General features: G+C 44.2%; 18 protein-coding genes. 7 read left to right on the top strand and 11 right to left on the bottom strand.

All coding sequences use genetic code 11. The features are described from left to right. Positions 1-3 precede the first annotated feature (3 nt). A complete protein-coding gene (locus ACFGVS_RS22495; RefSeq protein ID WP_090652127.1) occupies positions 4-1,329 on the bottom strand; it encodes a sugar porter family MFS transporter in 1,326 nt (441 codons plus the stop codon). Between the two features lie 343 nt (positions 1,330-1,672). Between ACFGVS_RS22495 and ACFGVS_RS22490 the strand changes: the two genes are divergently transcribed. Further along, positions 1,673-4,438 (top strand): substrate-binding domain-containing protein, encoded by a 2,766-nt coding sequence (locus ACFGVS_RS22490; protein WP_439695665.1) that lies wholly within the window; start codon positions 1,673-1,675, stop codon positions 4,436-4,438. Positions 4,439-4,589: 151 nt separating this feature from the next. On the opposite strand, the gene ACFGVS_RS22485 is transcribed toward ACFGVS_RS22490, so the two are convergent. The 7 genes from ACFGVS_RS22485 to ACFGVS_RS22455 all read right to left on the bottom strand — a co-directional run bounded on the left by ACFGVS_RS22485 (position 4,590) and on the right by ACFGVS_RS22455 (position 12,713). Continuing rightward, positions 4,590-5,339: a UDP-2,3-diacylglucosamine diphosphatase gene (locus ACFGVS_RS22485; protein ID WP_439695664.1), complete on the bottom strand. Its 750-nt coding sequence runs from the start codon at positions 5,337-5,339 to the stop codon at positions 4,590-4,592. Between the two features lie 248 nt (positions 5,340-5,587). Next, positions 5,588-6,355: an exodeoxyribonuclease III gene (locus ACFGVS_RS22480; RefSeq protein WP_090638585.1), complete on the bottom strand. Its 768-nt coding sequence runs from the start codon at positions 6,353-6,355 to the stop codon at positions 5,588-5,590. Between the two features lie 142 nt (positions 6,356-6,497). Then, positions 6,498-7,205 carry a peptidylprolyl isomerase gene (locus ACFGVS_RS22475; protein WP_274211004.1) on the bottom strand — a complete coding sequence of 236 codons (708 nt, stop codon included), beginning with the start codon at positions 7,203-7,205 and terminating at the stop codon, positions 6,498-6,500. A gap of 279 nt (positions 7,206-7,484) precedes the next feature. Further along, on the bottom strand, positions 7,485-7,946 hold the full coding sequence (locus ACFGVS_RS22470) for a MaoC family dehydratase (RefSeq protein ID WP_439695663.1): 462 nt from the start codon (positions 7,944-7,946) through the stop codon (positions 7,485-7,487). Between the two features lie 373 nt (positions 7,947-8,319). Next, positions 8,320-9,936 carry an ATP-dependent DNA ligase gene (locus tag ACFGVS_RS22465; protein ID WP_439695662.1) on the bottom strand — a complete coding sequence of 539 codons (1,617 nt, stop codon included), beginning with the start codon at positions 9,934-9,936 and terminating at the stop codon, positions 8,320-8,322. After that, a complete protein-coding gene (locus ACFGVS_RS22460; protein ID WP_439695661.1) occupies positions 9,933-11,057 on the bottom strand; it encodes a ligase-associated DNA damage response exonuclease in 1,125 nt (374 codons plus the stop codon). Before ACFGVS_RS22460 ends, ACFGVS_RS22465 begins: the two co-directional genes overlap by 4 nt. A gap of 78 nt (positions 11,058-11,135) precedes the next feature. Continuing rightward, positions 11,136-12,713 (bottom strand): alpha-amylase family glycosyl hydrolase, encoded by a 1,578-nt coding sequence (locus ACFGVS_RS22455; protein ID WP_439695660.1) that lies wholly within the window; start codon positions 12,711-12,713, stop codon positions 11,136-11,138. 801 nt (positions 12,714-13,514) lie between these two features. On the opposite strand from ACFGVS_RS22455, the gene ACFGVS_RS22450 reads away from it, so the two are divergent. From ACFGVS_RS22450 to ACFGVS_RS22435, 4 genes are all read left to right on the top strand, one after another. Next, positions 13,515-14,075 carry an RNA polymerase sigma factor gene (locus ACFGVS_RS22450; RefSeq protein ID WP_090652170.1) on the top strand — a complete coding sequence of 187 codons (561 nt, stop codon included), beginning with the start codon at positions 13,515-13,517 and terminating at the stop codon, positions 14,073-14,075. Next, on the top strand, positions 14,072-14,635 hold the full coding sequence (locus ACFGVS_RS22445; RefSeq protein ID WP_274211010.1) for a hypothetical protein: 564 nt from the start codon (positions 14,072-14,074) through the stop codon (positions 14,633-14,635). Before ACFGVS_RS22450 ends, ACFGVS_RS22445 begins: the two co-directional genes overlap by 4 nt. Beyond that, entirely contained in the window at positions 14,616-16,055 is a 1,440-nt protein-coding gene (locus ACFGVS_RS22440; protein ID WP_439695659.1) for a hypothetical protein, read from the top strand. Before ACFGVS_RS22445 ends, ACFGVS_RS22440 begins: the two co-directional genes overlap by 20 nt. Positions 16,056-16,139: 84 nt before the next feature. Next, positions 16,140-16,916: a TerC family protein gene (locus ACFGVS_RS22435; RefSeq protein ID WP_090652167.1), complete on the top strand. Its 777-nt coding sequence runs from the start codon at positions 16,140-16,142 to the stop codon at positions 16,914-16,916. A 77-nt stretch (positions 16,917-16,993) separates the two neighbouring features. On the opposite strand, the gene ACFGVS_RS22430 is transcribed toward ACFGVS_RS22435, so the two are convergent. Next, positions 16,994-18,181, bottom strand: coding sequence for a class I SAM-dependent rRNA methyltransferase (locus tag ACFGVS_RS22430; protein ID WP_439695658.1), 1,188 nt, complete (start codon positions 18,179-18,181; stop codon positions 16,994-16,996). 296 nt (positions 18,182-18,477) lie between these two features. Here ACFGVS_RS22430 and ACFGVS_RS22425 point away from each other — a divergent pair, with 296 nt between their 5' ends. Further along, positions 18,478-19,326, top strand: a complete 849-nt coding sequence (locus ACFGVS_RS22425; protein WP_090652165.1) for a DUF2911 domain-containing protein — start codon at positions 18,478-18,480, stop codon at positions 19,324-19,326. 401 nt (positions 19,327-19,727) lie between these two features. On the opposite strand, the gene ACFGVS_RS22420 is transcribed toward ACFGVS_RS22425, so the two are convergent. After that, positions 19,728-21,434 carry a sodium:solute symporter gene (locus ACFGVS_RS22420; RefSeq protein WP_439695657.1) on the bottom strand — a complete coding sequence of 569 codons (1,707 nt, stop codon included), beginning with the start codon at positions 21,432-21,434 and terminating at the stop codon, positions 19,728-19,730. 108 nt (positions 21,435-21,542) lie between these two features. Beyond that, a complete protein-coding gene (locus ACFGVS_RS22415) occupies positions 21,543-21,734 on the bottom strand; it encodes a hypothetical protein (RefSeq protein WP_439695656.1) in 192 nt (63 codons plus the stop codon). A 333-nt stretch (positions 21,735-22,067) separates the two neighbouring features. On the opposite strand from ACFGVS_RS22415, the gene ACFGVS_RS22410 reads away from it, so the two are divergent. Next, entirely contained in the window at positions 22,068-23,066 is a 999-nt protein-coding gene (locus ACFGVS_RS22410; RefSeq protein WP_439695655.1) for a polysaccharide deacetylase family protein, read from the top strand. The last annotated feature ends 530 nt before the right edge of the window (positions 23,067-23,596 follow it).

Genomic DNA, 23,596 nt, shown 5'->3' with positions numbered 1-23,596 from the left:
TTATTAATGCATTACCATGTTAGTTTCAATCTGCTCCAATGAACGGCCTTTGGTTTCGGGCATAAACTTCCAGACGAAAATGAGCTGGCATACCATCATCACGCAGAAAAAGGAAAAGGTGACCGCGCCGCCTAATGACTCGGCCAGGTAGGGGAAACAAAAAGCTATTATAGCGGCCATAACCCAATGTGTTGAGCTACCCAATGTTTGACCTTTGGCACGTACCTGGTTGGGAAAAATTTCGGATATAAAAACCCAGATAACCGCCCCCTGCGAAAAAGCGAAGAAAGCGATGAACATCATCATATAAACCGGGATTGCAAACCCGCTCATGTGGCCCGAGTAAAACGTGAACGCCACCATGAACAGCGACGCGATTAACCCGATTGAGCCAACCAGCATTAACGTACGGCGCCCTACCTTATCAATAATATTAATACCCAACAGGGTGAATATGAAATTGATTAGCCCTATACCAACTGTGGATAGCAGCGACGAGTGCGCGCCAAGCCCGGCCATTTCAAATATGCGGGGCGCGTAGTATATAATAGCATTGATGCCCGATACCTGGTTAAAAAAAGCGAAGAGCACCGCTAATATTACCGGTGTTTTGTATTGGCCCGAGAAAAGATTGCCGCTTGAAGCAGTGTCATGAAGGGTAGAATTTTTGATAGCAGCCAGCTCCTGTTCGCAATTGAGCGGATTGATTACACGCAATATTTCAAGCGCCCTGCCTGTTTCGCCTTTTTTGAGGATGAGCCAGCGGGGGCTTTCGGGTATAAAATAAATGAGCGCTAAAAACAAAGCAGAAGGGAAGGCTTGCACGCCCAGCATCCAACGCCATGAAGCCTCGCCGCCCTGGCTAATGAGATAGTTGGACAGGTATGAGATCAGGATCCCCAATACCACATTAAACTGGAACAAACCAACCAGGCGCCCTCGCCTATCCGCGGGCGAAACTTCTGAAATATAAATGGGGGCCGTTACCGATGATATGCCTACGCCCAGGCCTCCTAATAGCCTGAATACCAAAAACAGGTACCAGTTATCGGCAAGGGCGGTACCTATTGATGATAGCAGGTAGGCTGCGGCTACAAAGTATAAAGTATTTTTACGCCCGAAGATATCTGATGGCCTTGCACCGAACAATGAGCCAATTACGGTACCGATAAGCGCGATAGATATGGTAAGCCCATGCTCCATTACAGACAGGTGCCAGAATTGCTGGATAGATTTTTCGGCGCCCGATATCACAGCGGTATCAAACCCGAAAAGGAAGCCACCAAGGGCCACGACCATGGACCAGGCCAGGACGGAATGTTTTCTCATAATAATTATAAAAGGTGTTAATTGGATTTACGATTGCAAAGTAGGGCGATATGTAAGGCGGCAGTTATTGATTTTATTCCAAAACAGTACAAAAATTAAAACGGAATCAATTAACTGATTATCAGAGCAATAAAATTTAATTTCAATCCTGTACTACCCGGATGTTTGATTTTGATACACGGTATTTCCAGTTTTGATACATTATGATACAAGGGATGGCCTGTGGCAGCGGGCCGTTATTTGTATTGTAAAAACATTTATCGATACTTTTGTATACATGCCTCCCAAAAAGGATTGTATTAACCAATAAAACCGTGCTTAAACGTTTACTTAATATTTTTTAATGGCTTTGCTTCATCAATTGCGCAACCTGTTATTGCCAACCATATGTATACTAATGGTGCTTACCGGCTGTAAAAAAGCCGACAAGACATCACAGTATACAATAGGCTTTTCGCAATGTGTAGGCTCTGACTTGTGGCGGCGCAATATGCTGGACGAAATGAAAATGGAGCTCTCATTACATCCCGATGCCCGTTTTATTTATGCCGATGCCGATAACAGCAGCAAAAAACAAATTGAACAGGTGAAGCAAATGCTGAATGAAGGCATCGATTTGCTCATCATATCGCCAAACGAAGCACAACCTTTAACCGGTATAGTTGAGCAAACCTATAATAAAGGCATCCCGGTAATTGTAATTGACCGCAAAACATCATCAGACCTTTACACAGCCTATGTGGGTGCCGATAATTACCAGATTGGTAAAATGGCCGGCGAATACGTTGGCAGTAATTTAAAGGGCACCGGCAACATTGTAGAGGTGATGGGCCTCCCCGGTTCTTCGCCCGCAATTGAAAGGCACAGGGGCTTTAGCGATGCGTTGGCTAAATTTAATAACATACATATTAAAGCCCAGGTATATGGCGATTGGCTAAAGGACCATGCTCAAAAACAACTTTACCAGGTGCAGCCTGATTTAAAAAATGCCGATGCCCTGTTTGCCCATAACGATGTAATGGCAGGCGCATCCAGGGAGGTGCTAAACAACCTGCATTTAAACCATCACGTTAAAGTATTAGGGGTCGACGCTATGCCCGGCGCCGGCGGAGGCCTGCAAATGGTGGCATCAAGAACTATTGATGCCAGTTTGGTATACCCCACCGGCGGCAAAGAGGCCATTACCACCGCATTCAGGATCCTGAATAAAGAAGCTTTTGCCAAAGAAACCATCCTGCAATCGCTGGTTATCGATTCAACCAATGTGCAGCTTATGAAAATGCAGTGGAACAAAATTAACAGCCAGCAAAAGGATATTGAACGGCAACAATCGTTACTGAAAGAGCAGCGACAGGTTTACAATAGCCAGGAGTTAGTTTTAAATATTATAGTAATAACCCTGGTGCTGGCTATTATTTTTGGAGGGCTTGCGTTTTACTGGCTGATGGAGAACCGAAAGATAAATAAAAGCCTTGAAGTAAAAAACAACGAAATTTTGCTGCAGCGCAACCAGCTGATGGAAATGTCGGCCCGGGCCGAGGTTGCTACCGAAGCCAAACTTAACTTTTTTACCAATATCTCGCACGAGTTTCGTACCCCATTAACCCTCATCCTGTCGCCGGTTGAGGATATGATGAAAAACGAGAAACTCAATATTATAGCAGGCAAAAACTTAAAACTAATCCATAAAAATACGTTCAGGCTGCTAAGGTTGGTTAACCAGCTCATAGATTATCGCAAAATTGAATACGACAAACAACAAATTAATGCTGCGCCCGGTAACCTGGTAACTTTTGTTACCGATATTATGGATAGCTTTCAGCACAATGCCCGCAAACGGAACATCAGCCTGAGCTTAACTTCGGCAGAAAAAAAAATAACGGCGTGGTTTGATGCCAACATGCTGGATAAAGTTTTCTTTAACCTGCTATCTAATGCCCTTAAGTTTACTAAAGACAATGGCCGCATCCAGGTAACATTTACACAAAATATAGAAAATGTTGAAATAGCCATCCAGGACAATGGCATAGGCATGGAGCCGGGAGAGGCCGAGCACGTTTTTGACCAATTTTACCAGGCAGATAACGGCAATGCCAAAGGTTCGGGGCTGGGGCTTTCCTTATCTAAAGAGATTGTTTTGCTACATCATGGCAATATTAAAGTAAGTAGCAAAAAATGGCAGGGAACTATTTTTACCATTACACTGCCACTGGGCAACCCTTACAATTACAGTACAGACCAGCCGGGCAAGGTTGTTAATACCGCTGCCATTGATGAGCGCTCGCGCATTTATACCACCGATCTTGAACAAGGTGAAATAAAAACCGATACCACCCCTCTTAGCAGCCCTAAGGAGCAATCCATTCTTATAATTGAGGATAATGCCGATTTGCTGACCTACCTTTCCGATAAACTGGGCATCGATTATGAGGTTTTTACAGCAGATAACGGCGTACAGGGTTTGACTGAAGCATTTGAAAAAGTGCCCGACCTTATTATATCAGATGTAGTACTGCCGGGTATGTCGGGCAAAGCAATTACCGAAAATCTTAAAACAGACATCCGTACATCGCACATCCCGGTTATTCTACTTACCGCGCAGGCCAGTATTGAGCATCAAATTGATGGCATTGGCAGCATGGCCGATGTTTATATGGTGAAGCCTTTTAATTATGACCAGTTACTGGCAACGGTAAAAAACCTCATCAAAAACAGGGTAATACTTAAAGAACATTTTACCAGTGATGTAAGCCACGGCAAAATACCGGCATCAAAATCGCTCGATAAAAAATTCCTTAACGATTTTGCAGGCATAGTCGAGCAAAACCTGGCCAATGAAAACTTTAATGTAGATGATATTTGCAAAACCATTGGCATATCGCGGGTACAACTGTATCGTAAAGTAAAAGCGCTGTTGGGCTGTAGCATTACCGATTATATTTTAACCCGAAGGCTAAAAAAAGCAAGGTACCTGCTCACCCACGAAGGTTATTCCATTTCCGAGATAACCTACATGGTAGGCTTTGCGAGCCCCAATTATTTTTCAACGGTGTTTAAAGCACAGTACAATTGCACCCCGAGCGAGTTTAAAAGGAAACAGGCATTGTGATCGTGAGGAGTTTGAATAATTAGTTGCGCTTGTAGCAACTTATCATCAAGCTACTGAAGGGTACAAATTAAAATAACCCTTTGCCACTCTGAGTGGTAAAATCCGCGGATTTTACCACTCAGGATTTGACAGTTTAATCATCGGTTCTCCATCACAGCTTCTCAAAATACTCCAGCTTAAGCTCCAATCCGTCAAATACAGCGTACGTATTGTAGTTAACCCACTCGCCAAGGTTAATGTAGCGGCTGTCGGGTGTTATCTGTATATCTAAGGGTTTATGGCGGTGGCCAAAAATAAGATAATCGTAAAAGTTGGTTTTCAATTCTTCACGACAAAATACAACCAGCCATTCCTGCTCACCGGGTTTACTGTCCTTTTTGTCGTTGCTGATGCGGCTTTTAGTCGACCAATAATTGGCTATGCCAACACCAAAGTTGGGGTGCAAGCGGGCAAACAGCCACTGGCAAAACCCGCTGCGGAAAAAGTTTTTTAGCAGCTTATAAAACCTATCGCCAGGCCCAAGTCCATCGCCATGATGCAGGAAGAATTTTTTGCCGCCGCGCTCTATTTTCAATTCATTGCTAACGATGGTGGCTCCAAGTTCCTTTTCAAAGTAATCAAACATCCACATATCGTGGTTGCCTTTAAACAGGTAAAGCTTTACTCCGGCATCGGTAAGTTCGGCCAGTTTGCCCAAAAAACGGATATATCCTTTAGGGACAACGGTTTTGTATTCAAACCAAAAGTCAAACACATCGCCCATTAAAAAAAGTTCGGCCGCATCGGCTTTAATACTATCCAGCCAGCGTATTATCCTGTCTTCACGAGCGCGGCTGCTGCCAAGAGCCCCGGCGCCCAGATGGAAATCGGAAGCAAAATAAAGTTTGTTACGGGATGGCATAGGCGGCAAAAATACGGTTATTGGGCGAAAGGAAAAAATGGGGAAGCATACCATGTTAAAGAACAATACAGAGGAAGCTCAGATACTAAAGTGTCGCGGCAATTTGAAGAGGAAAATGGCATAAATTGCTCAAAAACATAGCGTTGAAAATCTGTCGCTCATAAGCCTGTAATTATGATGAACGAAGCATATTCCCCATTCCGGATCAGCGGACTTTACAACTTAACAAAAGGATGAAAGCACAGATCCTAAAACTCCAGCTCCAACAAAACCGGGCAATGATCGGAGTGTTTGGCTTCGGGTAAAATGGCGGCCCGTTTGATATTGGCTTCCAGTTCTGTACTGGCCATGGCGTAGTCAATGCGCCAGCCCAAGTTTTTGCCGCGTGCCCCTGCTCTGAAACTCCACCAGGTATAGTTATGGGGCTCTTTATTCACGTGGCGGAAGGTATCTATAAAACCACCTTCGATAAATTTCTCCATCCATTCGCGCTCTTCGGGCAAAAAGCCTGATGAGTTGGCATTTGATTTTGGATTGTGGATATCAATAGGTCGATGGCAAATGTTATAATCGCCGCAAACCACCAGGTTAGGGATCTCTGATTTTAAGAGCGTTAAATACCGGCCAAATTCATCCAGGAAACGGTATTTAAAAACCTGCCGTTCATCGCCGCTTGAGCCGGATGGGAAGTAAGCGCTCATGACCGATACCTCGTCAAAATCAACGCGGATACAGCGCCCCTCGCGGTCAAAATCGGGGATGCCACATCCGTATTCAACATGCTTTGGCAGTTGTTTTGTAAATATAGCGGTACCACTGTATCCTTTTTTTTCGGCCGGAAACCAGTAGTGCTGGTAGCCCATCTGGTCAACCAGCCCCAAGTCTGTAAGTACATCAGGCGTAGCCTTAATTTCCTGAAGGCAAACTACATCGGCATCAGTAGCCTGTAGCCAGGCCAGCCAGTTTTTGCTTATTGCCGACCGGATACCGTTAACGTTATAAGTGATTATTTTCATGTCGGATTTGGGATGTTCGATTTCGGATTTAAAATTAAGATTAGTAAAGTGTACAATTTTAGATTTTTTATTTTATCAATCGTTCACATCAAATGATAATTCAAAAAATAAAAATCCGAAATCGAACATTCCAAATCCGAAATCAAGACCCTTGGCTCAGTAACTTATCCAGTTGCTTACACTCTTTTTTACTTAGTACGTCTACCTTCATCGGGATATCGGTAAGCGGCCGGTCCCTGTCGTCTTTTTTTACTGCGGCAATATGGTCAACCATATCAAAGCCGGTCACAACCTCGCCGTAAACGGTGTAACTATGATCAAGTTGGGCTGTACCGCCAACTGTTTTATAATATTCGCGTTGCCAGGCAGGTATTTTATGACCTTTTAGCCGTCCGTTTTCCAGCGAATCCATTTTGGCATCGCTAAGGCGTTTGCCCTCCACAATATAAAACTGGCACCCGCTTGATGCTTTTTGGGGGTTATCATCGCGGGCGGCAGCCAGTACCCCGCGTTTGTGAAACAAGCTATCCCTGAATTCGGCAGGGATGGTGTAGCCCACATCGCCATTGCCCAATTCGGCACCGGGTTTGGCTTTGGCCGGGTTTTTAGAATCCGGGTCGCCCCCCTGGATCATAAAATTCTGGATCACCCGGTGAAACAATACACCATTGTAAAAACCCTTTTTTGCCAATTTGATAAAATTATCGCGGTGTAAAGGGGTCTCGTTATATAGTCTGATGATCACGTTCCCGTAGGTAGTACTGATGCGTACGTACTGGTTTTTGGGAGGTTTTGCAAAGGCAATGGCAGTGATAAATAACAGTAAGGTTAAGGAAAGGATTTTTTTCATATATTATCTGGAATCGGCAAGAACCCGAATTTAGGAATTTGCAGCAATAAATTACACACAGGCCTCTCTTAGTCATTCTTGAACGAAGTGAAAAATTCTATCAACCGGCACACATTACCTACTGAAAAGTTTGCAAATAGATTCTTCATGGCATTCATGATGACAGTGTTTGATTTTTGAACGTCACTCCGGCCTTTAGAAACATTCCAAATTTTACCACTCAGGGTAACAATTCATTTATTTGGATAGCCTAAACGTGCCTATACAAATCAACTTGATTTACGCGTTAAAGTGGTACACAAAAACTATCTCGCCGGTAAAGGCTGGTTTCTTTTGATCTTTAATTTCCAGGGTGGTTATCATGGTGGCTTTAATTGGTCCGCGCAGGTTTACCAGGCCGCCAAGCTTTACTTTTAAGCGCACTTCCGAATCAACCAGTACAGCCTGTCCAAAACGGAAGTTTTCAATGCCGTAGTTAATCTCCATCTTCAGGTTCTCAACTTTCACAATCTCTTTCCATAAATAAGGCACAAGCGATAGGGTAAGGTAGCCATGCGCAATAGTTGCACCAAACTGGCTTTCGGTTTTAGCCCGTTCCGGATCGGCGTGGATCCATTGGTGGTCTAATGTAGCATCGGCAAATTTGTTGATCTGTTCCTGGGTAATTTTGTACCATGACGAAACGCCAAGCTCGTTCCCTATTTGCGCTTCAAATTCAGCGAAGTTATTGATGGTTAACATTGATGATCAGTTTATTGATTAAAAGTTGGCGAAGTTACAAAAATTTAACAATCTCGATTTCTATATCTCGGGAGTAAAACAGGACAAATGCATCTAATTGGGTTAACATAACTTAACACATTTCAGATAAAATATTTTCAAGCATTTGACAATCAATATTTTATATTTTATCATGGTTAACACTGAACTTATCGCGCAATATAGGTGCATCCAAATAGTTGTGCCTGTTGTTGGCCAATAGAAAGTCCCTTCGGCAGCCGGATCATTTAACCACGATCAGCCAATAAAAACAAGATGTCGTTTGGTGCTTATATTGCCCATTCCATAGCTATTTAGATGCGTTTGTTCCGGGTGTAAGCGCGTCACAGGGGCCTCAGTCGCCCAGCAATGCTTTCAAACTTTCCAGCGTATCGGCTTCTTCTTTCGGCTTATCATGCCGCCAGCGCAGTATCCGCGGAAAACGCAGTGCGATCCCTGATTTATGACGGGTTGATTTGTTGATGCCTTCAAATCCTATTTCGAACACCAGCTCGGGCTTTACCGTACGTACGGGGCCAAATTTTTCGATGGTGTTGCGTTTAATAAAATAATCAACCTTATTAATCTCGGCATCGGTAAGCCCCGAATAGGCTTTTGCAAAGGGTACCAGCTTATCGCCATCCCAAACGGCGAAGGTATAATCGGTATATAAATCGGCCCGCCTGCCATGTCCTTTTTGGGCATAAATCATCACGGCATCTACCGATAGCGGATCAATTTTCCATTTCCACCAGTCGCCGCGACGGCGGCCAACCTGGTAGGCGGCGCTTTTGCGTTTCAGCATTACGCCCTCGGCTATCATGGCGCGCGATTGTTCCCTTAATGTGCCCAGCTGCTCCCAGCTGGCAAAATTGATCAGCTCCGAAATCCGGAACAATTCGGCAAAGGGTGTTGCAGCCTGCAATGTTTCTAAAATCACCCGCCTTTCGCTTTGCGTTTTCGGGCGGATGTCCTCGCCATTATATTCCAGGCAATCATAAGCAATAACCGCTACGGGGCTCTCTTCCAATATTTTTTTGCTCAGGTTTTTACGTCCTATGCGGGTTTGCAGCACGTTAAATGGCATGGGCAAACCGTTCTGAAAGCTCAGTATCTCGCCATCTATTACCGTGCCATCGGGCAGGGCATTTAAAAAGGGGTGCAGCTCGGGAAATTTTTCGGTCGCCAGGTCTTCACCGCGGCTCCAGATAAAAATTTCGCCGCCCCGTTTTATCAACTGCGCACGGATGCCATCCCATTTCCACTCGGCCTGCCAGTCACCGGCCTGGCCAAGCGAGGCACCCACCTCATCAGGTGTTTTTTGTTTTTCGGAGGTCTCCTGTATGGGGTAGGCCAGGAAAAAAGGGTAGGGCCTGGAAATGTTGGCCGCTGCGTCCTGTTCTTCCATCAACTGGGCAAACTGTAATGTTTCGGGCATCCAGCTACCCATAATACGGTGGGTAAGTACGGCGGCTTCCAGGCCCGAGATATCGGCCAGCGCCTTGATAACCAAATTTTGCGATACGCCAATCCTAAAACTGCCGGTTAGCAACTTGTTAAACACAAAACGCTCCTGGCTATCCAGCATAGCCCAGGAATTTAGCAGCCACTCCTTTTTCTGTTCTTCGGTTTTATTGCCAAGCGAGTTTATCTCGGCTATCCATTCTGTAAGCGTTTTGCTGCTGCTTTGGTTACTTTGAGGCATCAGCAGGGCCATTGTTTCGGCAAGGTCGCCAACTACGTGGTAGCTTTCTTCAAACAGCCAGGCGGGGATGTTCGATGCTTCAATAGCCCAGTTGCGTACCAGGGTGGAGTTAATTTGCCGTTTAGGTTTCCGGCCTGTAAAAAGCGCCAGCATGTGCATTTTGTCGGTATCGGGCACAGCAGTAAAATATTCTTTTAAAACCTTAACCTTCTCGCCGGTTTTATTGGTTTCATCTAACGAAAGGAAGAGTTGGGCAAATGCTTTCATGGGTTAAGCCCTCCAAAAGCCTCACCTAAATCCTCTCCAAAGGAGAGGACTTTATTCGCAGGTTCAATATTATTTCCCTTATCTTGATTTTCAAGCTCGCTCTCCTTTAGCGAGGGCTGGGCTGAGGCTTCTTCTTCCCCTCCATATAAGGTATGTACCTCATGCGCATCAAATCCTATCCCGTTTAAATACCTTGCAAAGGTGGCGGTGTAGCCGTGGGTTAAATAAACGCTTTCGCAGCCTGTGGCATCGATGGCACTGATGAGGCCATTCCAATCGGCATGGTCCGACAGAACAAATCCGCGGTCGGCGGCGCGGCGGCGTTTTGCACCGCGAATGGCCATCCATCCCGAGCAATACCCAAAACTATAAGGTTGGAATTTACGCATCCACGGCGTACCTACCGATGATGGCGGGGCAATGATGATGCCTTTACGTACCTCCTCTTTCACCGAATCGGCGGTGATGCGTTCTGTGGGGTTTAAAATTACACCATTGCGCCGAAGGGCTTCGTTGGTGTTTTCAATTACGCCGTGGGTATAAACCGTGCCGTTAAATAAATCGAGGTTTTGCAGTATGCGCTGAGCTTTGCCAAGGGAGTATCCTACCAAAACTGTAGCAACGCCGTTATGCAGGTTGCCGCGCCACCAATTGTTAATGTCGTTAAAAATCTGCGCCTGCGGTTTCCAGGTGTATACAGGCATTCCAAATGTGCATTCGGATATAAAGTGGTGGCACTGCACCGGCTCAAAGGGTGTAGAGATGCCATCATCTTCAACCTTGTAATCGCCCGAAACCACCCAGACTTCGCCTTTGTACTCTACCCTGATCTGCGCCGAACCGATGACGTGCCCTGCGGGATATAGCGATATGGCAACGCCGTTTTTCATAACGGTTTCGCCATACTCCACAGTTTGTAGTTGAATTTCGCCAAGCCTGTAAAACAACACCTCGCGGGATAAATGGTGGGCCAGGTAATGCTTATGGCCCACGTAAGCATGGTCGGCATGGGCGTGGGTTATTACAGCATCGTCAACCGGTTTCCATGGATCAATATAAAAACGGCCCTGTGCGCAGTAAATGCCGCTATCTGTAAATTCAAGGAGTTGCTTTTTCGCCATGGTACATAGTAAACCGTTGTGGCCAAAATTAGTTTGTCACCGGCAAGCTTGATGAATGGTGCCGGCGTACGGCTCATGCTATTCTATTGTCCAGGCGGCAATGCCATATGCAGGGAGATTTACCACCATCTTTCCCTCATTAATTGTTGGAATCTCTTTCCCTGTAAATTGGCCTATCTTTTTACTCTGGGCGTAAGGCGCATCTACTGCTGCCGCCTGATCTTTATCAGACAAGTTGACCACCACAATTACCGCCTTATCGCCATCCTGCCTGATAAAGGAAAACACCTGGTCGTTATTGTTTATTAATGTTTTATAGCTGCCTTTGGTAATTGTCCTGTTTGATTTACGCAGGCGAATTATCGCTTTGTAATAGTTAAACAATGAGTTGGGATCTTTCCGTTCTTCTTCCAGCGAGATGCCATCGTTAGGTTTATCATCGTTAAACTCATCTTTATAAGGGCCGGTTTGTTTATACCAATAAGCCATGCCTTTGCCCTGGCCTGATGCATACCATTCAAAGGCTTGCCGCTCGGGAATTTCGTTGGCATCGATGGCGCCAAATTTGGCGCTGGTGCCGGTCATGCCCAGCTCCTGCCCGTAATAGATGGCCGGTACGCCGCCCATCAGCAGGTTAAGGGCGCAGCCCACTTTTAGTTTAGCAAGGTTGCCTTTTACTTCGGATGCAAAGCGCGGTACGTCATGGTTCTCAACAAAAACTACCTGCTCTTTACCCGGTGGCAGCATGGCCAGGGTCGAATCGGCGTTGGCCATCAATAAATCTTTCCGGAACAGGCGGATGGCAAATGCCAGCCGTAAGCCAAACACGCGGTCAACCCCGCCTTTTTGCAGGTAATCCAATCCTAAACCAAACCAGTTGGCCTGCTCGGCCACAATTTTTATTTTGGGGTTAATAGCCCGCAGTTTGGTTAGCAGCGGGTTCCAGAAAGTATCGAACAAGTGGGGCAAGGTCCCTTTGTTATCCAGGTTATCCATCATATGATCTAACCGGAAACCATCAACACCATCATCAAATTTGCCATCCTTGTCCGGATCGAGCCAATAACTAAAAAGCTGGTAATTATATTCTTTTGATTTTGGGCTATTTAAATTGGCCGTGGTAATTTTATGGGTTACGCCATCATAGCCCTTTAGTTCGGTAAGGTTGTACACGATGGTTGATGGCTTTTTATTTTCCTTATCGTCCCACAAAATATAATCAGAAAACGGCGATTTGGGGTTCCCGAAAGCGTCTTTCCACCATTCAGAATCTTCGGTAACATACTGGGTTTCCATATCCATGTAAAACTTCATACCCCGTTTGTGCAACTCCCTTATCAGGGCCAGGTAATCCTGTAGTGTGCCATACCTGGGGTCGATCTTTTTAAAATCGATAGCGAAGTAATTGTGATAATAAATGGATTCATAAAGCGGCGTACATAAAATGGATGTTACACCCAACTCCTGCAAATAATCCAGCTTTTGACGGATGCCATTCAGGTCGCCATGATTATCGCCATTGCTGTCGAAAAAACTGCGCTCAAAAATGTGATAAATGATTTCGTCATCGTCGCCCTTTTGCCTGGCCGGAAACGCAAATGAGGATAAGGTAAGACATATCAAGCCGGCGAAAGCGATAGCTATTTTTATTTTCATGGTGTTATAACTGGCATGCAAAACAACAGAAACAAGTACCAATATACAATGAATAAATAGCATTTAAAATGGCACATTTTATCTGTAAAAAATTGCATTAATTGCCTATACGACTCGCCTATATTTTACACAAGGATAATATAAGCCATTATTAAATATTGTACAGGAGCTTTGATCTTCCCGCTGCGCAAAAGTCCTGCCTGGTGGCTATAATCATCCCCAAAATTGGCTTCAAAAAAACAGCGAAACGTAAATAACTGATATTTAATTTATTGTAAAATAAATTAATGAAAATTATCATTTTTATGTCAATTAGGCTACTGCCTGCATACGATTTTTGATAATTTAAACGTTAATCTACTTTGCGGGCGTTCTTGCCTGCAAATAGTGATAAGGTTTAGGTTTAAAGTCCCCAAGCAGCGAGTGCAAGGGGACTTTTATTTTAGGGGGAATTTTTTAAATCTATTATGCCACTCATTTTATAACACTCATCCTATAATACCGGGGAACGGATTTTTTTGTTTATCTAATGCGACTTAAAGATTAAAATAACGAAAGCAGGAAATTTCAGACTCCCCGAGCCTTTACTTCTTTTATTAGCAGCTTTTGGTGGTTCCAAAGGCATAGTTAACTAATCCCCGTTTTAAAGTCCCGAATAGCTACAATTTATTTAATACACAAACACTGCAATCAATAATAAAATTATCTTCACATCTGAAATCTGCACATCAATAAATTATTTTGTGCCCCGGTGCAACGTTGTAAAATAGCCTGCGTCTATTAACCTGAAGCTTAACGCAATTGGAAGCAATATTTGTAGATAAACATTACAGCCTGGTACTGGAGTGCAAGCAGGGAAGCAAAAAAGCTTCCTATGAGCTCTATCGCCTGTATGCCAAAGCGATGTTGAACGTCGCCTTTAGGATAGTGGGCAATATTGGCGAGGCCGAGGATGTTTTGCAGGAAGCCTTCCTGGATGCTTTTAACAAGCTGAAGGATTTTAGGCAGGAAACCACCTTTGGGCTTTGGCTCAAACAAATAGTGGTAAACCGGTCTATAAATTTGCTCCGCAAACGAAAGCTGGAGCTTATTGAAATAGAGGGAGATCATCTGGAAAACATCCCCGATGAAGAGCCTGAGGATGAAGACGACGTACAATACCAGGTAGCACTGGTTAAAGAGACTATGAAACAATTACCGGATGGTTACCGGCTTGTGTTATCCCTTTACCTGCTGGAAGGTTACGATCACGAAGAAATAGGACAAATATTGAATATATCTGAAAACACATCAAGAACGCAGTTTTTGAGAGCTAAAAGAAAATTAATGGAAATTTTAAAAGGAAGAGGAAAAGTGTCATGAGCAAGCGATTTGAAGATTTCATGAAAAATAATCACGATGAATTTGACGAGATTGAGCCATCGGCAGATCTGTGGAGTAAAATAGAGGCACGTTTAGATACGCTGGATGCGCCAAAAAAGCGCGAAGCCAAAACTTTCTCGCTCACGTTCGTGCTAAAAATGGCCGCATCCATCATCGTGGTGATGGGTATAGGTTTCGGGGCATATCTCCAAAGCCAGAAAGGCGCAAAAAGCGTTGACCTGGCTGCTATTAACCCCGAATATGCCAAACAACAGGTGCATTATGCATCATTGGTTAAAACACAGCTTAGCCAGCTTAAAACAGCATCAAAAGGCGACCCGCAGTTGTTTAAAGAGTTTACTGCCGAGATTGCCAAAATGGATTCGACCTATAAAAAACTAAATAGCGACTTAGCCACAAGCCCTAACCAGGAACGTGTTTTACGTGCAATGATCCGGAACTTGCAAATACAAACCGATGTGCTTAGTCAGCAATTAAATGTAATAGAGCAGTATAACGAGACTAATAAAGATCAAAAAGATGAAATCAAAAATATTTAAACCTTTCCTGTTTATGCTGATGGTTTTATTGACCATAGGCAACATCGGTTTTGCGCAACAAAAGCCAGCTAAACCCGCTAAGCCTGCCAAACCGGCCCCGGCAACCAAGCCAGCCCAAACGGCTGATGATGACGACGACGATTCGGATATGGATTCGAAGGATTATCAGCAAAAAATGAAAGACCTGCAGGCAAAAATGCATGATCTGCAGGCAAAAATGAACGCGCTTAGCAGGCAAAAGTTCAACAAAACCATGAAGCAGAACATGAAGCATTTTAGCAAAATCTTTAAGGGGTATGATAAAACTTTCAAGTTTGACAGCTTAAAAGGTTTTGCCTATAAGTTTAACGACAGCATGCTAAACTTTGCTTATAAATTTGATACGCATATAGCCCCCATGATAGCCTATGGCTTTAAGGATTTTGATAAAAACTTCAATTTTAACTACAACATAGATGCTGACGATGATATCAAAGTACAGACCGGCGACGAAGTTGTAAAAACAAAAAGCTACAGCAAAAGCTACAGTGTTGATGCCAACGATATAATTAATATTGACAATAAATTTGGCAAAATAACCGTAAACACCTGGGCAAAAAACGAGGTAAAGGTTGACGTACAGATAAAAGTGACCACCAATGATGCCGATAAAGCGCAAAAAATGCTGGATAACGTAAATATACAGGATAGTAAGGATGGCAACGGGGTTTACTTTAAAACCTCGATAAACTCCAATAACGATAACAACAGCTCGTGGGGTGGCATATTCAGAAGTGGTAATTCGGTACGGTCAATGGAAATAAACTATACGGTTTACATGCCTGCCAAAAATCCGCTTACCATCAGTAATAAGTACGGCGCTACCGATTTGCCCGATCTTGGCGGCAAACTCATCATCAGCAACTCATATGGCAGCCTGGTGGCTAAGGCATTAAGCAACAACGGTAACCAAATAAGGGTAAAATACGGTAATGCTACTATTGGAAACCTAAGCGGCAGCGACCTCGACGTTGCTTACGGCAGCTTAAGCCTGGGCGATTGCGATAAGCTTAATGCCAACCTAAGCTACAGTTCGGCAAAAATTGGCCGCATCAAAACATCTGGTAACATCAATGTTAAGTTTGGCGGCGGTATCAGTATTGAAGATGTAGACAAAAATCTGAAAGATCTTTCGGTACGGTCGTCATACTCCAGCATAAAACTTGGCCTGGGCGACAGCCAAAGCGCCGATTTTGATGTAACCGTACGTTACGGCAGCTTTAACTATGGCAACCACGATGTAAGCCTTACCAGCAAAAGCCCTGCCGATGGTGAGCACGGCTTTAACCCCACCAAAAACTATAAAGGTCATTTTGGAAAAGGCGGCTCGGATAAAACCATCACCATTAATTCAACCTTTGGAAGTGTGAACTTTGATTAAGCGATAAATTCATCCTTTTACGCAAGCCCTTGCCCTAAAAAGCAGGGGTTTTGTTATTTTTGGGCTTAACCACATCGCGCACCTATGGATTTATCAATATTTGCCCAGGCCGAAACCTGGATCTCCCTGCTTACACTTACCGTTTTAGAGATTGTTTTAGGTATAGATAACATTGTTTTCATCTCGATATTATCAGATAAACTGCCTGCAAAACAGCAAAGCAAAGGCCGCCGGGTTGGTTTAGGCATGGCCATGATTACCCGGGTTTTGTTGTTGCTATCTATTAGCTGGGTGATGACGCTTACCGCGCCCCTGTTTAACCTGAGCCATTTGTTTAATATTACCGACCCTGATTGGGCCGAAAAACTGGCCATATCCGGCCGCGATCTGATCTTGATCATAGGCGGCCTGTTCCTGATCTATAAAAGTACTGCCGAAATTCACCATAAAATTGAAGGTGAAGAAGAAAACAGCGAGACAGTAAAACCGCAAGGCTTTGTGGCTACCATTATCCAGATCATGTTGCTTGATATCGTTTTCTCTTTAGATTCTGTAATAACCGCCGTAGGTATGGCCAGCCACGTCGAGATCATGATCCTGGCGGTTATCATAGCCGTAGGCATCATGATGTGGGCATCAAACAGTGTATCGGGCTTTGTAAACAAACACCCTACGGTTAAAATGCTGGCACTATCTTTTTTACTGCTGATAGGCGTATCGCTGTTAGCCGAAGCCTTTGAGCAGCATATCCCCAAAGGGTACATTTACTTCGCGATGGCATTCTCAGTTTTGGTGGAGTTATTGAATTTAAAAATGAAGGGGAATAGAGTCAAGAACCAAGAGTCAAGAATCAAGAAATAGATATGTGTTCATCTTCAAGGTATCACAAAACAAATTTTCTTTGTCTTGATTCCTGACTCTTAACTCTTGATTCTCCCTCAAAACACCCGGCAAAGCAGCCCCTTCAAATACTCCCCTTCCGGAAAAGAAGCCCTTACGGGATGATCTTCCGGCTGATGAAACTGGTATATGAATTGCACCTGTTTGCCGGCATCTAAAGCAGCCCAGGCTATTACCTGCTTAAAGGTTTCCATATCCATAGCACCCGAGCAGGAATAAGTGGCCAGCAGGCCGCCTTCGTTCAGTAACAGCATGCCCAATCGGTTCAGGTCTTTGTAAGCGCGTGAAGCTCTGGTTAGCGCCGAGCGGGATGGCGCGTATTTAGGCGGATCGAGCACGATGATGTCAAACTTTTCGCCATCGTCCCGGAATTTGCGCAATTGGGTGTTTACATCTGATTTGATGGCGTTATGTTTTTCTGCATCCAGCTTGTTAAGCAGGATGTTTTCTTTTAAGGTTTCAATGGCCAGGGCCGAGCTATCTACGCTGGTTACGGATGCAGCGCCATTTTTAAGGCTGTTTAAGGTAAAGCCGCCGGTATAGCAAAAGCAATCCAGTACCTTTTTATTTTTTGCATAAGTGGCAACTACGTGGCGGTTATCCCGCTGATCGCAATAAAACCCGGATTTCTGCCCTTCGGTGATATTGATGCCATAAACCACATTGTTTTCCAGCACCTCCACAATTTCGGGTGGCGGGTTGCCTGCTAAAACTTTATTCTCGGTTTCGCCCATACCCTCATGTGCACGGGATGCTGCATCGCTTTTATCCGAGATACTTTCGGGATTCAGCAGCTTTTGCAATTGGTCAATAATTACCGGCATCATGCGCTCCATACCCGATGTAAGTACCTGCACTGCCAAATGTCCGGCGTATTTATCAACTATAAGGCCCGGCAGGTAATCCGATTCGCTAAAAACCAGGCGGCAGGTATTGGTGCCATTTTCCAATACGTTGGCGCGGCTTTTAACAGCCATTGTCAATTTGCTGCGAAACCAGTCGTCATTAATTTCAACCGCCTCGTCCCATTCCAACAGGCGCAGGGCAACCCTCGATTGATCGTTATAAAAACCATAGGCCATAAATTCGCCTTTGGCATTAAGCAGGCGTACCACATCGCCGTTGGCCGGCTTACCTTTTACTTTATCAATAGCCCCCGAAAATACCCAGGGGTGCCTTTGTACAACAGCTTTCTCTTTGCCTTTACTTAAAACAACGTCAATCATGGGTGCAAAGGTAGTAAATTAGTGAGTGGTTGATTAGGTTGGATTAAGTTGAGTAAGAGAAGTAGTTGCCAGGTCTATCGGTTCTCCAAAAATAAACCTCCTGCCTATCTATCCAACCCAATCAATTCAAGCTAACCTAATCAACTCAATCCAACTCAATCCAACCCAATCAACTTAATCCAACCTAATCAAACTCAATCAACCACTCACTCCATTAAACCATTCCCTTTTTTATTACTCCAATACAATATTTTCCAATTAAAAACATTTGGTATCTTAGTATCCGAAACATAAACATGAGAAAAATTTACCTATTGGTAGCTACCGTGCTATTGGCATGTTGTAGCTATAAAAGCTATGCCCAGGTGCCCCGCATTCCTGAGGCCAGTTCTACGCAAACCATTATCCAGGATTTTGGCCTGGGCAAAATAACTATTACCTACTCGCGCCCAAATGTTAAAGACCGTAAAATTTTTGGTGGCATCATCCCCTGGGGCGAAGTTTGGCGAACCGGCGCCAATGCGGCCACTGTAATTACTTTTTCTGAAAAGGTTTTGATTGAGGGCAATAGTGTGCCCGCAGGCAGTTATTCGCTTTTCAGTATCCCCGAAAAAAATGAGTGGACTATTATATTAAACAAGGTGGTTAAACAGTGGGGCGCTTATAGCTATAAACAATCAGAAGATTTTTTACGCTTTACCGTGAAACCCATGCGGGTAAGCGAAAAACGCGAAACCTTTACTATGGCCTTTGCCAATTCGACCACCAAATCATCTGACCTGTACCTGGTTTGGGACCACACTTCGGTTATGATTCATTTACAAACAGATGATGATGCTAAAATAACCGCCAATATTGACGAGCTGATGAAAGGCGACCGGAAGCCTTACTATTTTAACGCCATCCAATATTACTACGAAAACAACAAAGATGTTGATAAAGCTTTAGGCTGGGTTTACGAGGCCGAAAAAATTGAGCCTAAAGGCCCCTGGTATAAACTATGGGAATCGCGATTGCTATTACGCAAAGGCGATAAAGCAGGCGCTATTGCCGCCGCCGAAGCGGGTATAGCCCTATCTAAAGCCAGTAAAGATGATGAATACGAACGTTTAAATAAAGAAGCTCTGGATCACGCGAAGGATTAAGAGCCTCACCCAACCCTCTCCAAAGGACGGCTTTAAATAGCACATATAAAAGGCTTTTTGCTTGATGCAAAGAGCCTTTTTCTATTCCCTCTCGAGAGCTACTGTGTGTACACATCTTTTTAAGTAAAGAAAATTGTCATTTCGATAGAGCAGTGGGGCAAGAGTGAGGGGGCGAAAGAGAAATCTTATACGATTTACATCCCAAAAAGCCTATCGGAATGTAGGACGTTAAAGATTTCTCCTCACCCCCACCACTTAAATCCACCTCTGATTCGTTCGTTCGACATCAGTTTTGTTTAGTGCTACGATTCTAAAAAGATGTGTACACACAGTAGTTCTCGAGAGGCGGGCGACGGCATAGCACGTAAGCAGGGGTGTGTTCCGCGTTCCAGGTAGCAGATTTAGGTAGTCTCAGCAACAACCCTTTTTTCCCCAACCGCCCTATTCAACACAAGTCCTAAAATCATTACCAGGAAACAACCAATCGGGTTAAGCCACAGGTAAGCCACAGTTTTGGTTAGGCCTAAATATATAATGGTAGCTTCGCTGATGATAGCGGCAATAAATACAGCATTGCCGTTTATGCGCTTCATGTAAAAAGCTACCACAAATACGCCCAGCACGGTACCATATATGTATGATCCCAACTGGTTTACCGCTTCGAGCAGGTTGCCCAGCTTGCTGGCATATAAGGCCATAATTACACAAACTACGCCCCAAAATACCGTTGCCAGGCGCGAAGCGTTCAGGTAGTTTCGGTCAGATGCGTCCTTGTTTATTGTGCGTTTATAAATATCAACCACCGTGGTAGATGCCAGCGAGTTTAACGCGCTGGCGGTAGAGCCCATAGAAGCCAGGAATATAATGGCTATTAACAAACCCACCAATCCGCGCGGCAGGTATTGCTTTACAAACGTGAGGAACACGTAGTTGGTATCGTTATCATCGGCGCCGGCGTTGCTTTTCTTCATCACATCAATGGCTTGCTTCCTGATGTCTTTGGCTTGCTTGTCGGCATTTTTAAGGGCGGCCTGTGCCTGGCTTACCCGGTTGGCGTCTTTACTGTCAAATGCCTTAATCAGGTCGTTGGTTTTGGCTTTTCGCTGTTCAAAGGCCTCGGTATATTGCTGATCGAGCTGGTTGTATGCCGCCGCGTAGCTGCCTTTACGCACGTTATCCACTTCGTAATTGTTAAAAAACATGGGCGGGCGGTTAAACTGGTAAAAAGCAAAAACCAGCACGCCAATCAGCAGGATCAAAAACTGCATAGGGATTTTGATCAACCCGTTCATAATCAACCCCAGGCGGCTTTGCCCAATAGAACTACCTGTAAGGTAGCGGCCAACCTGGCTTTGGTCGGTACCAAAGTATGATAGTTGTAAAAAGAAGCCCCCTATAAGTCCGCTCCAAACGTTGTAGCGGTTATCCCAGTCAAACTTCCAGTCAATAACGTTCATGCGGCCAAGTTTGCCCGCCATTTTTAGGGCGTGCGTAAAGCCAACGCCTTGTGGCAGCAGGCTTACCACTAAAATTCCGGCTAAAAACATGCCCGCGAAAATGATACTCATCTGCAGTAGCTGGGTATATGATACCGCTTTACTGCCGCCGTAAACCGTGTAAAATATAACCAGGCCACCTATAAACAGTGTGGTATAAACGGTATTGATGTTTAATATGGTTGATAATATAATAGCCGGCGCGTAAATAGCCACCCCGGTTGATAAACTCCTCAATACCAAAAACAAGAACGATGTTAGCGCCCTTGTCTTCAAATCAAAACGCTGTTCCAGGAATTCATAAGCTGTATAAACCTTCAGCCGGCTAAACATGGGCACAAACGTAACGCAGAGCACGATCATGGCCAGCGGTAGCCCAAAATAGAACTGTACAAAACGCATCCCATCAGAGTAAGCCTGGCCGGGGGCCGAAAGAAAAGTAATTGCGCTGGCCTGCGTGGCCATAACCGAAAAACCAACATGATACCAGGGCAACGAGCGGTTGCCCATTAAAAACTGGTCGATATTTTTATTATTGCCGCTTTTCCAGATGCCGTAGGCAACTATGCCAAAAAGAGTAAGGGCTAAAACAATCCAGTCGGGTAAGCTCATTCAAAATATTTTGTAATGAGCCAAAATACAAAAACTAAAAAAACCAGCCATGCGGCTACGATGCCGTAAAACTGGTTCCAATTACTTATAAACGATGGTAAATCCGGATCAGATTTTTTCGCCACGGCCCCTAACCAAAACATTCAGGAAGAAAGCAGCAGTTAATAAACCCAATACCCCACCTACAACAATCCAGGTGAAACCTTTTTCAATTATTGCCCCAACAAACGCGCCCGATACCAGCGCTATCAGGTAGTATATATAATCCAGATTGTCTTTAACTTCTTCTTGGTGTTTCATATTTGCTTTGATATAACCCCACAAAAATAGGTGATTAATTGAATTTTAGCAACAGTTTATTTTGATATACATTAAGGCGTTAAAGCAAGGTGTAAAAAAGATTAATCTATTGGTTTATCCGCGCTTTGAATAATAAAACTTTCTTATTGATAACTTCGCCCGTTATTATCTGTAAATGCGACGCCCGCAGTGATAGACTAAGGCACGACCACTTACAAAGGCAATATTGATAGATAAAACAGCCTTTGGCTCTGTTTACATTTTTACAACCAACATACTACCATAACTTAAAACATCCGAAACAATTTTGGGGTTGATTTATTTGCAATAATTATGAAACTATTTATCCGGTCACTGCTGTTTGTTTTATTATCAGCAACAGTACCATTAACCTTATTTGCGCAGGCCAATTATCGCAACATAGCAAACTATAAAGTTTTTTACGGCTGGGCGCACCGCTTTCCACAGGATTGGATGATTATCCGGTCATTTGAAAACGAGGGAAAAAACTATTACCTGTTGGTAAATCCACAAACGTTGGAGACTAAAATTGAAGAACCCAATTTTTACCAGGTAAAGCCAATGAGCATACATGACGCGCGCTCATTTTTTAATAAAACACCATATATGAAGGCTTTGCGCAAGGCCGAAAAACAATCGGTAACCATTCAGGACGCAGGAATTGAAAGCGGCATTCCCAAAGAGAAAGGAATTAGTTTAACGGCTGATCTTTGCCCTTCTCACCGGGCATTGGATAAGCGCATTTTTACAGATATTTTTAACGGGTTCAACAAGGTGGAGCGGCCGGTACCGGTTGCTTTATCAATAACCGGTATCTGGATGCGCCAGCATCCGCAGGATTTGGAATGGCTTAAGCAAATGCAGGCCAAACATGAAATTTATATCACCTGGATAAACCACTCCTTTAACCATCGTGTAAGCCTGAAAGCCCCCCTTAAAGAAAACTTTTTATTGGAACCCGGCACCGATATCAGCTACGAAGTGCTGGAAACAGAAAAGGACATGCTCAAAAATGGACTGCTGCCATCAGCGTTTTTCCGGTTCCCTGGCCTGGTGTCTGATCAGCAATTGGTATACAAAATAACCGGTTTTGGGTTGATTCCTGTTGGTACGGATGCCTGGCTGGCCAAAGGACAGCAACCGCAGGCCGGCAGTATTGTACTTATACATGGTAACGGCAATGAACCAACCGGGGTAAATGATTTTATAAAGTTGCTGCAAGTAAAAAGTCGCGCTATTGCTAACAAACAATGGCTGCTTTATGATCTTCGCGAGAGTGTGGATGAGGAATTTGAGGACACTCAAAAATAGCTTGTCGGTTCGTCTGGATCTGGTCATACTCGACGGGCAATGTGGGAATGCCCGCTGCCGCAAGACTTCAGCCTTGTGGCCCACATGCTAAGTTTACGCCATGCCTTTAGGAAAATCAACAATGTTTGTTGTTAACCTTAAGTTCTTGTATTACTCTTTTGCTCTGTTTAAAAATACAAAATCCCGGATGCTCGTTTCTTCCGGGATTTGCATATTCATTACTTAGCATGGCGTTTACCTATCAGCGGGCCACAAGGCTGGAGCCTTGCGGCAGCGAAAGGGGGAATTACATCGGTTAATTCGGGCAGGTTTTTAAACTCAGTTATATATTCTTAGAATGATTTTTACATGAGTAGATGTTTTTTTGCGTATAATGTGTTTCAAGTTTAACAAAGATTATGAAATAGTGCAACCAACTTTCATTAAAATTTTGGTAAGCACAGGAGGCTCGCACATATGTTACTTTGCATGTCGATGACAGCGAAAATTATTGGGGCAGCAGAAAAACGCCTGGGCGGGCCGGGGAATTT

Source organism: Mucilaginibacter sediminis (assembly GCF_051903035.1).
Classification (GTDB): domain Bacteria; phylum Bacteroidota; class Bacteroidia; order Sphingobacteriales; family Sphingobacteriaceae; genus Mucilaginibacter.
Note: the sequence above shows the minus strand (reverse complement) of the source record. Positions and strands in the feature narration are given on the sequence as shown.